Annotated in this window: 14 protein-coding genes; 5 read left to right on the top strand and 9 right to left on the bottom strand. The window is 73.1% G+C overall.

The genetic code is table 11. From position 1 onward, the window contains the following. The first annotated feature begins 91 nt into the window (after positions 1–91). Both ACZ7EG_RS27975 and ACZ7EG_RS27980 read left to right on the top strand, forming a co-directional pair. Positions 92–982 carry an NAD(P)-dependent oxidoreductase gene (locus ACZ7EG_RS27975; RefSeq protein WP_471084544.1) on the top strand — a complete coding sequence of 297 codons (891 nt, stop codon included), beginning with the start codon at positions 92–94 and terminating at the stop codon, positions 980–982. A gap of 12 nt (positions 983–994) precedes the next feature. Next, entirely contained in the window at positions 995–1,417 is a 423-nt protein-coding gene (locus tag ACZ7EG_RS27980) for a PPOX class F420-dependent oxidoreductase (RefSeq protein ID WP_471084546.1), read from the top strand. Positions 1,418–1,515: 98 nt separating this feature from the next. Here ACZ7EG_RS27980 and ACZ7EG_RS27985 read toward each other — a convergent pair whose 3' ends face one another. Genes ACZ7EG_RS27985 through ACZ7EG_RS27995 form a run of 3 tightly spaced genes read right to left on the bottom strand, consistent with a single transcriptional unit; the run spans position 1,516 to position 3,588 of the window. Next, on the bottom strand, positions 1,516–2,424 hold the full coding sequence (locus tag ACZ7EG_RS27985) for a phosphotriesterase family protein (protein ID WP_471084548.1): 909 nt from the start codon (positions 2,422–2,424) through the stop codon (positions 1,516–1,518). Then, complete coding sequence (locus ACZ7EG_RS27990; RefSeq protein WP_471084550.1) at positions 2,421–2,999, bottom strand: DUF4865 family protein; 579 nt, start codon at positions 2,997–2,999, stop codon at positions 2,421–2,423. Before ACZ7EG_RS27990 ends, ACZ7EG_RS27985 begins: the two co-directional genes overlap by 4 nt. 10 nt (positions 3,000–3,009) lie before the next feature. Next, positions 3,010–3,588, bottom strand: coding sequence for a TetR/AcrR family transcriptional regulator (locus ACZ7EG_RS27995; RefSeq protein WP_471084552.1), 579 nt, complete (start codon positions 3,586–3,588; stop codon positions 3,010–3,012). 164 nt (positions 3,589–3,752) lie between these two features. Here ACZ7EG_RS27995 and ACZ7EG_RS28000 point away from each other — a divergent pair, with 164 nt between their 5' ends. Beyond that, positions 3,753–4,037, top strand: a complete 285-nt coding sequence (locus ACZ7EG_RS28000) for an SHOCT domain-containing protein (RefSeq protein ID WP_471084555.1) — start codon at positions 3,753–3,755, stop codon at positions 4,035–4,037. 162 nt (positions 4,038–4,199) lie between these two features. Here the strand turns inward: ACZ7EG_RS28000 and ACZ7EG_RS28005 are convergent, their stop codons facing one another. Beyond that, complete coding sequence (locus tag ACZ7EG_RS28005) at positions 4,200–4,742, bottom strand: ATP-binding protein (protein WP_471084558.1); 543 nt, start codon at positions 4,740–4,742, stop codon at positions 4,200–4,202. A 183-nt stretch (positions 4,743–4,925) separates the two neighbouring features. Continuing rightward, positions 4,926–5,249 carry a hypothetical protein gene (locus tag ACZ7EG_RS28010; protein ID WP_471084561.1) on the bottom strand — a complete coding sequence of 108 codons (324 nt, stop codon included), beginning with the start codon at positions 5,247–5,249 and terminating at the stop codon, positions 4,926–4,928. A gap of 505 nt (positions 5,250–5,754) precedes the next feature. Between ACZ7EG_RS28010 and cds1 the strand changes: the two genes are divergently transcribed. After that, positions 5,755–6,879: an L-cysteine desulfhydrase Cds1 gene (gene cds1 / locus ACZ7EG_RS28015; RefSeq protein ID WP_471084564.1), complete on the top strand. Its 1,125-nt coding sequence runs from the start codon at positions 5,755–5,757 to the stop codon at positions 6,877–6,879. A 30-nt stretch (positions 6,880–6,909) separates the two neighbouring features. Here the strand turns inward: cds1 and ACZ7EG_RS28020 are convergent, their stop codons facing one another. Beyond that, complete coding sequence (locus ACZ7EG_RS28020) at positions 6,910–7,740, bottom strand: DeoR/GlpR family DNA-binding transcription regulator (RefSeq protein WP_471084567.1); 831 nt, start codon at positions 7,738–7,740, stop codon at positions 6,910–6,912. A 292-nt stretch (positions 7,741–8,032) separates the two neighbouring features. Between ACZ7EG_RS28020 and ACZ7EG_RS28025 the strand changes: the two genes are divergently transcribed. Then, the gene (locus ACZ7EG_RS28025; protein ID WP_471084570.1) at positions 8,033–10,432 is read left to right on the top strand and encodes a hypothetical protein; all 2,400 of its coding nucleotides are present in this window, start codon (positions 8,033–8,035) and stop codon (positions 10,430–10,432) included. Positions 10,433–10,440: 8 nt separating this feature from the next. Here the strand turns inward: ACZ7EG_RS28025 and ACZ7EG_RS28030 are convergent, their stop codons facing one another. The 3 genes from ACZ7EG_RS28030 to ACZ7EG_RS28040 all read right to left on the bottom strand — a co-directional run bounded on the left by ACZ7EG_RS28030 (position 10,441) and on the right by ACZ7EG_RS28040 (position 14,703). Then, a complete protein-coding gene (locus tag ACZ7EG_RS28030; RefSeq protein ID WP_471084573.1) occupies positions 10,441–12,876 on the bottom strand; it encodes a right-handed parallel beta-helix repeat-containing protein in 2,436 nt (811 codons plus the stop codon). Positions 12,877–13,105: 229 nt separating this feature from the next. Further along, positions 13,106–13,711, bottom strand: a complete 606-nt coding sequence (locus ACZ7EG_RS28035) for an Rv1733c family protein (RefSeq protein ID WP_471084575.1) — start codon at positions 13,709–13,711, stop codon at positions 13,106–13,108. A 164-nt stretch (positions 13,712–13,875) separates the two neighbouring features. Then, complete coding sequence (locus ACZ7EG_RS28040) at positions 13,876–14,703, bottom strand: MOSC domain-containing protein (RefSeq protein ID WP_471084578.1); 828 nt, start codon at positions 14,701–14,703, stop codon at positions 13,876–13,878. Between the last annotated feature and the right edge of the window lie 44 nt (positions 14,704–14,747).

Here is a 14,747-nt window from a genome sequence, read left to right on the forward strand (position 1 = left end):
GAGGCGCCGCTTCCGGGAAGGCGCGCCGCTGAGCGGGCAGGCTGACCCACAGGCAGTCCGCCCGCACCGCACCACCGAGGAAGTTGACGCAATGACCGACACACTCACCGTGAGCGTCCTGGGCACCGGCATCATGGGCGCCGCGATGGCCCGCAATCTCGCCCGGGCCGGACACACCGTCCACGCCTGGAACCGCACCCGGGCCAAGGCCGAGCCGCTGGCCGCCGAGGGTGTACGGATCGCCGACAGCCCCGCGCGGGCGGTCCAGGACGCCGATGTCGTCCTGACCATGCTCTACGACGGCGCCGCCGCCCTGGACACCATGCGCGAGGCCGCCCCCGCCCTGCGCCCCGGCACCGTCTGGGTGCAGTCGACCACCGCGGGCCTCGAGGGTGTCGCCGAGCTGGCCGCCTTCGCCCGCGAACACGGCCTGGTCTTCTACGACGCCCCCGTCCTGGGCACCCGCCAGCCCGCCGAGGCCGGGAAGCTGACCGTGCTCGCGGCCGGCCCCACCGAAGGGCGTGAGAAGGCGACGCCGGTCTTCGACGCCGTCGGCGTCCGGACCGTGTGGAGCGGCGAAGACGGGGCGTCGGGTGGTGCCACCCGGCTGAAGCTGGTGGCCAACAGCTGGGTCCTGGCCGTCACGGCCGCCGCCGGTGAGGCCCTCGCCCTGTCCAAGGCCCTCGGCGTCGACCCGCACGGCTTCTTCGACCTCGTCGCCGGTGGCCCCCTCGACATGGGCTATCTGCGTGCCAAGTCCGATCTCCTGCTGGAAGACAGGCTCACGCCGCCCCAGTTCGCGGTGGGCACCGCAGCCAAGGACGCCCGGCTCATCGTCCGGGCCGGCACGGAGAACGGTGTCCGCCTGGACGTCGCCGAAGCGACCGCCGCCCGTATGGAGCGTGCCGCCGCACAGGGCCACGCAGACGAGGACATGGTCGCGGCCTACTTCGCCAGTTTCGACGAAAAAACCGACTCCTAGGAGGTTCCTCTCATGTCCAAGCCGCCGCTGCCGCCCGAGGCCGAGGCCCTGCTGAGCAAGCCCAACCCGTGCGTCATGGCCACGCTGCGCTCCGACGGTGCCCCCGTCTCCACCGCCACCTGGTACGCGTGGAAGGACGGCCGTGTGCTGATCAACCTCGACGAGGGCCGGGTACGCCTCAAGCACCTGCGCCGCGACCCGCGCGTCACCCTCACCGTCCTCGCCGGCGACGACTGGTACACCCATGTCACCCTCATCGGCCGCGTCACCGAGACGCACGCCGACGAGGACCTGGCCGACATCGACCTCCTCGCCCGGCACTACACCGGCAAGCCCTACCCGGACCGTGTCCGCCCCCGGGTCAGTGCCTGGATCGAGGTCGACCGCTGGCACGGCTGGGGCTCGATGAAGGACAGTGACCAGGCCGGCGGTTGAGAGGTTGGGTCCGGTCACCGCACCGGTCACCGCACCGGTCACCGCACCGGTCACCGCACCGGTCACCGCACCGGTCACCTTATTGGTCACCGCACCGGTCAGCGCCACTCGGTGCCGAACGCCCGGCCCGGGTTCTCCGTGAGGATGCGCCCCACCAGCTCCTCGCCCACGGCGTGCACGAGCCGGGGGCGCACCCGGCGCAGCAGGTACGGCATGCCGGGGCCGCCGTCCACCGAGCGGGCGGCGGCCGTCGTGGTGTCCGCGCCCAGCAGCAGCCGGTCGCCGAACCCGGCGTCCGCGAGGGCCCGTACGGCGTCCGGCATCCGCCAGTCGGTGGCGTGATGGGCGAGGGACGGCCCGTCGAAGGCCAGATAGCAGCCGTACCCCGCCGCCTGCCGGTGCACCACCAGGTCAGGGGAGCGGTTGAGGTGCCCGAGCACCACCCGGTCCGGCGGTACCCCCAACTGTCCGCAGAGCAGGTCCAGTACGTCCAGCGCGCCGGTCCCCATCTCCAGGTGCACGGTGATCGTCGCGCCCGTGGCGTGATGCGCCTCGGCCGCCGCCGTCATGGTCCAGCGGGCGTGCGCGTCCAGCGCGTGGAAACCGCCCGCGACCTTGACGAGCCCCGCCCGCACCCCCGACGTCCCGATGCCCTCGGTGAGTTCGCGGACGAAGACCTCGGCGAGCCGGCTCCGCAGCCCGGCGAGCGTCTCCTCGTCGTAGTGCACGGCCTGGTGCAGACCGGTCGCGGCGACCACGTGCACACCGGTCTCCCGGGACAGCGGCGCCAGGTCGGCGACCCGCCGCCCGAGTCCGTACGGTGTCCACTGCACGACGGCCCCACCGCCCTGCTCCCGGAACGCCGCCAGCTCCGCCCGCGCCGCCGCCACGCTGCGCAGCTCCTGGCCGGGCAGCCGGGGACTGCCGAAGAACAGATGGTCGTGGGCGTCGCACACCCCCAGGTCCGCTGGAGACACGTCTCCCAGCACCGTGCGGACCGCGCTCACCACCTGCGTCCCCGGGGCAGCCGGTCCCGGCCCGGCGCGGACAGGTGCAGCACCTCGAACACGTCGCCGTCGGCCTTGGGCGCATCCTGCTCCCAGAGGGAGAAGTGCACCAGCTCCCAGCGGCCGGTGTCGACGGCCGCGGCCGCGAGCAGGGCGCCGTCCTGCGCCGCCAGCCGCCCGGCCTCGCTCACCGCATCTTCCATGGCATCGGCCAACGGCCCTTTTTCCGGCACCGGTTGACGCCGCAGCACCGCGAACCGCGCGTGCGAACCGTCCCCTTCCTCATACGCGAGCCCCGTCCACTGCCGCGCCGACGGCCGCCCGAAGTCGTCACTGACCCCCTGGAACCCGCCGCCCCACAGAAAGGCGTTCATGCCGTCGACGGTGTTCCAGAGGTAGAAGGGCGCGTACTGGTGGACCGGCGAGCCGCGCAGGCCGCGCTCGCGTATCAGGTAGGCCTTGAGGCCGAGCCCGTCCCAGTCGTCGAGCAGGTGCCCCCGTCGGGCCACGCGGTCGCGGATGATGTCCATGTCGTAGTCGGCGGGCAGGGTGAGCTCGTACTGCATGGCGTGCATGGAAGCCTCCTCACGGGGTCCGTGGTGCCAGCAGGGAGAGCAGTCCCCGGACACCGGAGTCGAACGCGGTGGGGGAGCCGGAGGCGCGGGCGAGGACGTAGCCGCCCTGGACCGTCGCGACGACCGCCGCCGCGATCTCCCCGGCGTCGAGGACGGGGGCGAACTGGCCTTGCGCCTTGCCCTCTTCGACGATTCCGGCGATCCGTCCGCGCAGCCAGTCGAGCGTCTCGTCGACCGGCGCGCGCAGTTCGGCGCTCGCGATCACGTCGGGGTCCATCGTCAGCCGGCCCACCGGGCAGCCCCGCAGCACGTCCCGCTCACGCCGCAGATACGCCTCGATCCGCTCGTACGGCGTGCCCGGACCGTCGAGTACGCGCGCCGCGGTGGCCCGCGTCTCCTCGGCGGTCCGCCGGATCGCGGCCAGGGCGAGATCGGGCTTGCCCTTGAAGTGGTGGTACATGCTGCCCTGCCCGGCGTCCGCGCGCTCCAGGATCGCCTTGGGGCTGGTGCCCACGTAGCCGCGCTCCCACAGCAGTTCGCGGGTGGACTCGATCAGCCGTTCCGGGGTGCTCATGCCCGAACTGTACATACCAGTAGTTACAGAAGTCGAGAGTGCGCGGAGAACTCCTGGCCCGCCCGCCTGCTCCCCGCGAGGTACGCACGGTGCCGCCGGCCGTACGACGACCGGGGACCCCGCACCGGAGGACTCTCGAAAGCGACACACGACAGGGAGCGATCGAGGAGTGGGACGACATGCAGACCCTGGCGAATTTCGGTGACGGCGGCGGGCCCGGCCCGTGGATCCTGCTCTTCCCGGTGATCTGGGCGCTGGTCATCGGCGCCGGCATCGCGCTGCTGCGCCGCACCGTGTGGCGCGGACGCCGCGGCGGCCCCGGGCAGCGGCCCCCCGTGGGGAACGACTCGCCCATCGCCGTACTCGGGCGCCGCTTCGCCTCCGGCGACATCGACGAGGACGAGTACTGGCGCCGGCTGTCCGTGCTGAACGAGGAGTTCGGTCACAAGGGAGGTGCGGGGTGATCACGCGCGGCCGGCACCTCGCGGCGTCGCGGCCTGGCCCGGCGCGCGGCACGCCCGGACGTGCCGCGCGCCGTCGGGTCACAGTGACAGTGGCGTGCCCCGCGGGAGCGCACGCGACGGCGCACGCCCCCGGCACGCCGGGGGACGGTGGTCACCGCCCGGTCAACCGGCAACGGCGGACCGGGCGGGAGCATGGTCGGGCCTGAGCCCGTCGGGAGAGGCGCCGATTTCGGCGAACCGGCGCTCGGGCTTCTCCTGCACCGTGCGCCGCGTCCGGAGCGACGGCGCCGTCATCACGGGGGCGGACGTCGGCAGGGTGAACCACACGACCTTGCCGGACTCGCCGTCCGGCCGGACGCCCCAGCTCTCGCTCATGGCGGCGACCATCGCGAGCCCGCGCCCGCAGGTCGCCATCGGTGCGATGTCCTGAGGGTCCTCCACCACGGGCATGCGTGGATCGCCGTCGCGCACCGAGACCATGAGCCGGTCGAGCAGCAGCTCTATCTCCACGGTGCACGTCTTGTCGGGCTGGGCATGCCGGTGGACGTTGGACAACAGCTCCGTCACGCCGAGCGAGGCCCGGTCGATCAGGGGATCCAGATGCCAGTAGCGCAATTGCGCAGATACGATTCTGCGGACCTGGCCGATCCGCGACGGCAGGGCTTGGAGCTCCACCGTGCAGTGCCTGCTTGGGTAGCTGATCACGGCTGCGACTCCCCGACGTGAGGTCCGGAAGAACACGGGATTCGGATCCAGCAGGGCGCCTGCGTGACACTGCCGCCTGCTGTCGTGTCCGGCGGGCTGGTTCGCAGCGTTATCGCCGGTAAACCCAGAGTGACGTGAGACCAGAGTGGCGCAGGGGGTGAGGTACCGCAACTCGCGGACATCTCAGTCGTCACGCCCCGCTGCCCTGCGCACGGCCTCGATGAAGCGCCGCGCGGCCGGCGGGCCCGGCTCTCCCGGTGCGGGGTCGTTCTCGCCCAGGGTGAGCAGGTACCGCTTGCCGTTGAGGTCCGCCGTGGCCCGGTCATCGGGCCCGAACCAGGGCCTGGAGGCGCGCACGGCCTGCACCGGGGCGCTGTCGATCTCACTGCCGTAGCTGGTCAGGAGCTCGAGCCGGCCGTCGTTGATCCGCACCTGCCCGGCCCGGGTGAGCGAGCGCAGCCGCTTCCCGATCCGCACGCCCGTGGCCCTGAACTCCGGCTCTCCCATGCCACCCGCCCCCTGGTGTGCGTCGGTGTACCGGCTCGCTCCGCGCGATGCCCGGTACGGGCTCGTGTCGTGTTCCAGTGTGCCCCGTCCGCAGGAGTGCTCCCCTCCGGGTGGTGCGTCGTGCCCGGTCAGGACCCCGGCCCGGCACCGCGGTGCACCCCCCGGCCCTTTCTCCCGGGGTGCGGTGCCCGTGCCCGGAAGTCTGCTGGGGAAGGTGCGTCGTACCTCTGCGGCCACCCCGTCCGGGGCCTTGGTCCCGCCGTGCAGTCTGCCCCCGCCCGGCGCCGAGCACCAGTGCCCGCGACCCCCTCGCCGGGGGGCGCCCGCAGCACGCTCACCAATGCGCCCCCGGGACCACGCGCCCCCTTGCCCCGGCTCTGCTCCTGGGGGCGCTTTGGGGGGCTCAAAGGTGCGTTTATGCAGGTGAGAAGCGTGCGCGAGGTGCCTATGATCGGAGGGGTCGGCCGCGCGACGCGTCGGCGGCGCGCAGCGTTAGGAGCCCCCCGTGAGCACTTCCCACCAGACCCGGACCGGCGTGACCCTCGACGTCGACCACAGCGACGCCGCCTACCGGGCGTGGCTCAAAGAAGCCGTCCGCAGAGTCCAGGCCGACGCCAACCGCTCGGCCGACACCCACCTGCTCCAGTTCCCCCTGCCCGAGCGGTGGGGCATCGACCTGTACCTGAAGGACGAGTCGACCCATCCCACCGGCAGCCTCAAGCACCGCCTCGCCCGTTCCCTCTTCCTCTACGGCCTCTGCAACGGCTGGATCCGGCCGGACCGGCCCGTCATCGAGGCCTCCAGCGGTTCGACGGCCGTCTCCGAGGCGTACTTCGCGAAGCTGATCGGCGTGCCCTTCATCGCCGTCATGCCCCGCACGACCAGCGCCGAGAAGATCCGCCTCATCGAGTTCCACTCCGGCCGATGTCACTTCGTGGACGACCCCCGCACCATGTACGCGGAGTCCGCCCGCCTCGCGGCCGAGACCGGCGGCCACTACATGGACCAGTTCACCTACGCCGAACGGGCCACGGACTGGCGCGGGAACAACAACATCGCCGAGTCCATCTTCCGCCAGTTGCGCCTGGAGCGGTTTCCCGAGCCGGCGTGGATCGTCGCCACGGCAGGCACCGGCGGTACCTCCGCGACCCTCGCGCGCTACGTCCACTACATGCAGTACGACACCCGCGTCTGCGTGGCCGACCCCGAGAACTCGTGCTTCTTCGAGGGCTGGACCACCGGCGATCCGGACGTCACCTGTGACTGCGGCTCCCGTATCGAGGGCATCGGCCGGCCCCGCATGGAACCCAGTTTCGTGCCCGGCGCGATCGACCGGATGATGAAGGTGCCCGACGCGGCCAGTGTCGCCGCCGTGCGGGCCCTGGAGCGCGTCATCGGACGCAAGGCCGGCGGCTCGACCGGCACCGGGCTGTGGAGCGCGCTGAAGATCGTCGCCGAGATGGTGTCCGACGGCCGGCAGGGCAGCGTCGTGACCCTCCTGTGCGACCCGGGGGACCGGTATCTCGACAAGTACTACTCGGACGCCTGGCTGGCCGACCAAGGGCTGGACATCGAGCCGTACACGGCCGCGATCGACTCTCTCCTGAAGACGGGCGTCTGGCCCGGCTGAACCCGGGGCCGCGGCGCGCCACCCTGGCCGTCAGATGTCCTCGGCGTCCTCGGGCTCCCCGGCCACCACCAGCCGCCGCAGATGGTCCGCGACCACCCCGCGTGCCTCGTCCGGCAGGCCGGCGTCCGTCACGAGCGTGTCGACCCGCTCCAGCGCGGCGAACGAACTCAGGCCCACCTTGCCCCACTTGGTGTGGTCCGCGACCACGACCACTCGGCGGGCCGACTGTACGAGCCGCCGGTTCGTCTCGGCCTCCGCGAGATTCGGCGTCGACAGGCCGGCCTCGACCGATATGCCGTGCACCCCGAGGAACAGCAGGTCGAAGTGGAGCGCCGCGATCGCCTGGTCGGCGACCGGCCCCACCAGCGAGTCGGAGGGCGTGCGCACCCCGCCCGTCAGCACGACCGTGGCCGCGCCCTGCCGAGGGCCCGAGGTGCGCTGCGCCGCGTGGAACACATCGGCGACCCGCACCGAGTTGGTGACCACCGTGAGGTCCGGTACGTCCTGCAGCTGATGCGCCAGCGCGAACGTCGTCGTACCGCCCGACAGGGCGATCGCCGCGCCCGGCGCGACCAGCTTGGCCGCGGCGCGTGCGATGTCCTCCTTGGCGGTGAGCTCCAGACCGGACTTGGCCTCGAAGCCCGGTTCGTGCGTACTCGCCTCGACCACCGGGACCGCGCCGCCGTGCACCTTCTCCAGCACGCCCTGGCGGGCGAGCGCGTCGAGGTCACGGCGGACCGTCATGTCCGACACGCCGAGCTTGCGGGTCAGCTCGTTGACCCGGACACCGCCCCGGCGGCGGACCTCGTCGAGGATCAGGGATCGCCGCTGCTCCGCGAGGAGGTTCTGATTCTCGCTCACGTACGCTCCGGTCCTTTCGCCTCAATGCCGTCGACACGCCCCGCACACACCGGCTGTTACCGGGACATTCTTCCCGGCGGCGATGCGAGGACGCCCCATCCTCGCATGTCGGGGGGCGGACAGTGCCACCGACCGCTCGTCGCGCCCGTGCCACCCGCCCGCTCATCTCCTCGCTCCCTTCATCACAGATCGGGGAGATTCCGTGACAGGGGGTGTGCCACGCCGCGGAAGCGGAGATCCTTGTGCCCGCACGGACAGAGCCGACGGCGTGTCACGGGGGAAGTGCGAATCAGTGGAACGCGCGCAGGAACAGGCGTCGACCGGCGGACCGGACGGTCCCGCCACGCGGCGCGGCGAGAGCGGAACCGCCCTGGAGCTCCTGGTCCACGGCGTGGGCGGCACCACGCCGCAGGAGATGCTCAACGATCCGCGGACGGTGCGGATCACCGGCGACCACACCGCGGCCGTCTTCCGGCGCGCCGACGACGTCGACGCCGAGCACAGCCCCGACGACCGCCGTCGCGACGGGCCGGTGCCCGAGGCCTACGTCTGGTGCAACCTCACCTCCGGCAACGGCACCCGCGCCCTGTGGCTGTTGCTGCTGCCGTTCATGGTCGTCAACCTCGCCCACTGGATGCGCCCCACCGCCCACGGCCGTCGCCGGACCGTGCGGCTGTACGGCCTGCTGGTGCGGCTCGCGGGGCTCACACTGACGGTGCTGCTCGTCGCGGCGGCCTGCGAGGTCGCCCTCGACCTGGCGGCCTGGCAGTGCGCGGGCACCGCCGCCTGCGCCGACCGCCACTCCTGGCTGGGCTTCCTCTCACCCACAGCCTCGGACGGCGGCTGGTGGAGCGCCCCCGGCCGCCGGCTCGCCCTCGCCGCCGTCGTGCCCACCGCCCTGACCGTCCTTCTGTGGTACCTGTCCCGGCGCACCTGGAGCGACTACGAGTCCCAGCAGCCCATCGAGCGTGCCCCCGAGCCCGAAGGGGACGGCGGCCCTACCGCCCTCGGCCGGCCCGGGTTCTGGTACGGGCGCCGGCTGGTGGCCCGGCTGCGCGCCGCGCACACGGCCGCCGGCCTGATCACGGTCGCCGCCGCCGTCGGCAGCGCCGCCGTCCGCCACGACCGCCGCCCCGGCGGCCCCGCCGTACTCGGCACCCTGGGCCTGATCCTGGAAGCGGCCCTCGCACTCTGCGCGGCCGCCGTGGTGTGGGTGGTGTGCCGCCGCGGCCGCAGCGAGAGACGGCTGGACCGGAAACTCGACGAGCGCTTCGTACGACGCCTGCCGCTCGCCGCGCTTCTCCTGCTCGCCCTCGCCGTGGTGTACGCCGGATGGGAGCGCCCGGGGTGGACGTCGGACGGCCGCCTGCCGGGCGACACGACCTTCGGCGGCATCGTCCTGGTCCAGGGCATGCTCGTGATCGTCCTCGGGGGCGTCGCCCACGTCCTGCACCGCACCGACCCCGGCCGCCGGGCGGTGCTGCGGGGCCTGGGCGGACCCGCGGTGGCGATGCTGGCCTGCGCGCTCGGCGGGGTGATGTCCGGCGGCGTCTCCCAGCGCGTGTCCGACTGGCTGGACGGCACCGGGGCGTCCATCGAGGGCCCGCCGGTGCTGCTGACCTGGCAGGCGTCCGTGATCCCGCCGCTGCTCGTCGTGCTGCTGGGGCTCTTCGGCTGGCTGGCCCACCGAGCGTGGCAGCTCGCCCGCGCCGAGCGCACCGCCGTGGCACGCGACTACCCGGACGAGAACCAGGACCGCGCCCGCACCCGCCGTATCGCCTACACCCGCGCGATGGCCTCGCTCACCGACCGCGGGCCCCGCATCGTCGCCGTCACCTCCGGCGTCACCCTGCTGCTCGGCGCCGCGGCCCTCGTGGGCGCCCTTGCCACGGACGAGACCCCGGGCGAGGCCGCGCAGGGCACCTACCCCGTCGTCCACGGCGCCGCCGAGACCGCCCAGGCGCTCGGCTCCTGGCTGATCGGCCTGGGCTTCATACTCTTCGTCACCTGGGGCCGGCGCGCCTACAAGGACGCCGCGGCCCGCCGCACCATCGGCATCCTGTGGGACGTCGGCACCTTCTGGCCACGCGCCTCCCACCCCTTCGCCCCGCCCTGCTACGCCGAGCGCGCGGTGCCCGACCTGACCTGGCGGATGGCTACCTGGACGCGCGCCACCGGCGGACGGCTGGTCATCTCCGGGCACTCGCAGGGCAGCGTCCTCGCCGCCGCCGCGGCCTGGCAACTCGCCCCGTCCGCCCGCAAGCGCGTCGCGCTCCTGACCTACGGTTCCCCGCTGGAGCGCCTCTACGGCCGCTGGTTCCCGGCCCACTTCGGGCCCGCCGCACTCAGCTCCCTGCACCGGGACGTGGACTGCTGGCGCAACCTCTACCGGCTCACCGACCCCATCGGCGGCCCGATGCGGCTGCCCGGCGCGCAGGTCGACCACGCCCCCTTGATGGACCCCCTCGCCTACGGCCGCACCACCCTGCTGCCGCTGCCGGCCCCGATCCTCGGCCACTCCGACTACCAGGCTGACCCGGTGTTCGCCGAGGAGCGCCGCACGCTGCTGGCCCGGCTGCGGCCCGAGGCGTCTTCAGAGCTCCCGGAGGTGCCCGCGGAGCCTGCTGAGTGCTACTCGGAGCATCCGGAAGTGCCTTCGCCACGCCACCAGCCGGAGCCGCCCGCCGCCTAGGCGGATCCTCAGAGCAGCTCGGGCAGATCCTCGGCGTAGAGCAGTGTCAGGTCGTCCTTGTCCGGCTCCGGGAGTTGGGCGACCCGGCTCGCGTGCCGCTCCACCATGGCCTCGAACGTCTGCCGAGCGGTACGGCCGTTGCCGAACGCCGGGCCCTTGGGGAGCAGCGTGAAGTACTTCCGCAGAGCCTCCGCGGCACCCGGCGCGAGCCGGTACTCGTGCTCCTCGGCCTGCTGCTCCACGATCCGCAGGAGGTCCTCGGGGCCGTAGTCGCTGAAGGTGATGGTCCGCGAGAAGCGGGACGCCACACCAGGATTGACCGACAGGAAGCGCTCCATCTCGGCCGTGTAGCCCGCGACGATCACCACGACCGCGTCCCGGTGGTCCTCCATCAGCTTCACCAGCGTGTCGATGGCCTCCTTGCCGAAGTCGCGGCCCGCGTCCTGTGGGGACAGCGCGTACGCCTCGTCGATGAACAGCACGCCGCCGCGCGCCTTCTCGAAGGCCTCCTGGGTGCGGATCGCCGTCGAGCCGATGTGCTCGCCGACCAGGTCGACCCGGGACACCTCCACCAGGTGGCCCTTCTCGAGCACGCCGAGGGAGGCGAGGATCTCGCCGTAGAGCCGCGCGACGGTCGTCTTGCCGGTGCCGGGGGAGCCGGTGAAGACCAGATGCCGCTTGACCGAGGCCGCTTTGAGACCGGCCTGCTGACGGCGCCGGCCGACCTCGATCATGTCGGTCAGGGCGCGCACCTCCCGTTTGACGCTCTCCAAGCCCACCAGCGCGTCCAGTTCACCCAGGACGTCCTTGGAGGTCCGGGCCGGCTGCTCGGGCTCGGCGGCCGGCGCCTCAGGCCCCGGTTCGGTGCGCGGTCCCGGGACCGCGCCCAGCAGGCCGGGGGAGTGGCTCACCGCCTGCACGGCTGTCTCCCGCGCCGTGGGCGGGCGCAGCCCCCCGCTCTCGTCGCTCGTGCAGTCCTCGACGAGCGGACCCGCCCCGGACGCCGCGTCGGCACCACTGTCCGCGAACTCGTAACCCCCGCGCGCGCACCGCTCCGTGCGGCACTTCCGCAGCGTCGTACGGCTGCCGTCGATGACGTGGAAGCCGTAGCCGCCGCTGCCCGTCACCCGGCAGTTGAGGAAGCTGCCCCGGCCGCCGGCCGAGACATAGACACCGGCCTCCGCGGGGGAGTCGATCGTGCAGCGCTCCACCGTGGGGTCTGCGCCCTTGGTGACGATCACGCCGGTCTGGGTGCCGTCGACCGTGCAGCCGCTCAGCGTGCCGCCGCTGCCGTGGTCGCGGAACCAGGCGCCCGTCGCCGCGTCCCGGATCCGGCAGTCGTCGAGCTGCGCGGTCGCGCCGTCGCTCACCGACACGGCCGTGTTGCGCACCTGCGACAGGTCGGTGTCGACGACGTCCGCACGAGAGCCGCGGTCGAGGACGAACAGCGCGTCCGGCACGTCGTGCACCCGGCAGGAGTCCAGTACGGCGGTGGCGCCGTCGCTGACCCACACCGCCGGGTAGTCGCCCGTGCTGTCGAAGATCTCGCACTGGTTGGCGTCCACACGGGTGCCCGGGTCCCACACCGACAGGCCGTTGCGCCCGAACTGCCGCACCGTGGTGCGGGTCAGGGTGAGAACGGACCGGGAACGCAGGTCGACCGCGTTCTCCGGGATGTCGTGGATACGGCAGTCGGCGAGGGTCAGCACCGCGTCGGTGTCGAGTGTGACGCCGTCGGACGTCGTGCGGTGCACATCGCAGTCGGTGAGGTGCGCGGTGGCCCGGCCGGTGATCTGCACACCGCTGCCCCGGACTTCGTACACCTCGCAGCCCACCGCCTCCAGCGCCGAGTTCTCCCCGGTCGCCGACAGGCCGGAGCCCGAGGTGTGGTGCACCCGGCAACGCTCCAGTCGCGGGTGGGCGCCGCCGCGCACCAGCACGCCGGCCTGGCCGGCCGCGACGACCTCGCACTCCTCGAACACCCCGCCCGCGCCGTCGACCACGGCGATGCCGATGCCCGCCGGGTTGTCGACCGCGCAGCGCCGCACCGTGGGCCGGGCGCTGCCGCGCACCTCGATCCCGGCCGCAGACCGTGTCACGACCCGCACGTCCCGCAGCTCAGGGGTGCCCTCCTCCACCAGCACGGCGGGTGCGGCCGCGTCCTGGCCCTCCACGTGCAGGTCCTGCACCACCGCCGAGGCACGCACGGTCAGCGGCACGCCGTCCAGGGGCGCGATCCGCACCGAGCCGGGGGAGCCGTCGGGGCCGCGGAGGGTCACCGCGCGTTGCAGTACGAGGTTCTCCCGGTAGGTGCCGGGCGCGACGGTGAGGACGTCTCCGTCGGCCGCGGCCTCCAGGGCGGCGGCGAGCGATGCGTACTCACCCGTGCGGCGCCGCCACCGCGACGTGCCGGTGTGCGTCACCTGGACCGTGCCCTGTGCCATGGTGTAGCTGTGCCCCCACCTCGGTCGTACTGATGGCTCGTCCGCCCTCGGGGCGCTCCGGCCGGGGTCGCGACCGCGACGGAGCCCGGCCCTTGGGGGCCTGGGCGCGCACGCGGCATCGACACCGGCGCGTCCCTGAGGCTCGCTCGCGCGCGGGTTGTGCCGAACGGTTCGGCCGGACCACCGTAGCGTGCGCGCGGGTGGTGGGTTGACCAGAGCCGGAAGGCCGTCAGCTGCCGGCGCCCGTCCTGCCCCAGTCCGGGCCCGCCTTGTCCCATGCCTGGTCCCAACGGGCGTACCGACGGCGGGCCATGCGCCAGACGATCAGCCGTCTGCCGCCTTCTATGAGACCGCCCGTGGCCAGGGCCGCGCCGAAGCCGGCGAGGACCGCGTGCGTCGAGGCGGTCGCGGAGTCGAGCGGGCGGGGCACCATCCGGCCGTGCCCGTCGGTCCATATCCGGAACGTGTCGCCCGGCTGCGGGTCCTTGAGGCTCGCCAGGGCGGGGCCCTGGCGAGCGGTGCCGTCCGGCGCCGTCCAGTCGGCGAGGACGCGGTTGCGCAGATCCCGGCCCGACGAGGTCTCGGGGTCGGAGTCCAGCGGGGAGCGGTCCAGCTTGCGGACCACGGTGGCGGTCACCAGATGCCGAGCCTCGTGCTGCGCCCGCACCGAGCGCTGCAGCGCGTCCTGAGCCGACGCCCCGACCAGCGAGCCGGCCACCGGCGCGGCCAGCAGGATCAAGAGCAGGGCGGCCAGCGCCACCCAGGCCTCGGCCAGGTCGGTCGCGCGGCAGAGTGGATTGCGCCGCCAGCGCCAGAGTCCGCTGATCGCTCGCACCGCCTGCACCCCCTTCCCGCTCCGTGATACTCCCCGGCGGAGCCGTCCACCCACGGACCCGTCGAAGAGAGAGCGACATCACCTCTCCCCAGGGCCTCTCACGAATTTCTCACACAAGCCCAAACGCCCGGGCCCGCGGCACGGTTCCCGCTCCGCCCGAAGAGCTATTCGAGAATCCTGAGCGGATCCCCGACCCGGATCGTGCCGCGGGACAGCGGCACCAGGTTCTGGCCGAAGATCAGCTTGCCGTCGCGCCGGCGATGCCGTCCCAGGCTGAACAGGGGCTCACGGCCACGCTCGCCGGTGTCCTGGTCGGTGGTGGTCACCACGCACCGGCCGCAGCTCTTGGCCACGCGGAAGGGCACGTCCCCGATGGCGAGGCGCGACCAGTCGTCCTCGGCCCACGCGTGGGTGCCCGTCACGACCACGTTCGGCCGGAAGCGGTTCATGGGCAGCGGGCCCTCGCCCGCGTGCTCGCCCTGCGCGATCAGGGAGTTGAGGGCGTCGAGCGAGGCCGTCGTGGTGAGCAGCAGCGGAAAGCCGTCGGCGAAGGAGACGGTCTCACCCGGCCGCGCGTACTCCGGGGCTAGGGGTCTGCGCGTCGCCGGATCGTCGAGGTGCACCAGGCGCACCTCGATGCCGAGGTGGGAACTGCACCAGGCGTGCGCGGTCTCGTCCTCGGCCGGGACCGCCTCGACCTTGTCGCGGAAGATCTCCACCGGCACGGTGACCGAGGGCCGGGGTACGGGCACGGTCAGCGGCGGCATGCCCGGAGCGGACAGACGGACGCCGCCACCGGGCAGCAGCCCGGCGGCGACGAGCGCGAGTCGCGGCTGTTGGCGTTGGGTGACGACCTTTCCCCCGTGGTCGATCAGCACCCAGCGCCGGTCCCCGGCCAGCCCCCAGGGCTCCACGACGGCCTGCCGGGGCGCCAGGCCCCGGACAGCCTTGACCGGATGGACGTGAATCGAGTGCAGGTGAGCGTTCCCCATGGGGCCATCGTGCCAGCCGGCACCGACAGCCCCCGGAGTCCGGC

The organism is Streptomyces sp. NPDC037100 (assembly GCF_055606225.1).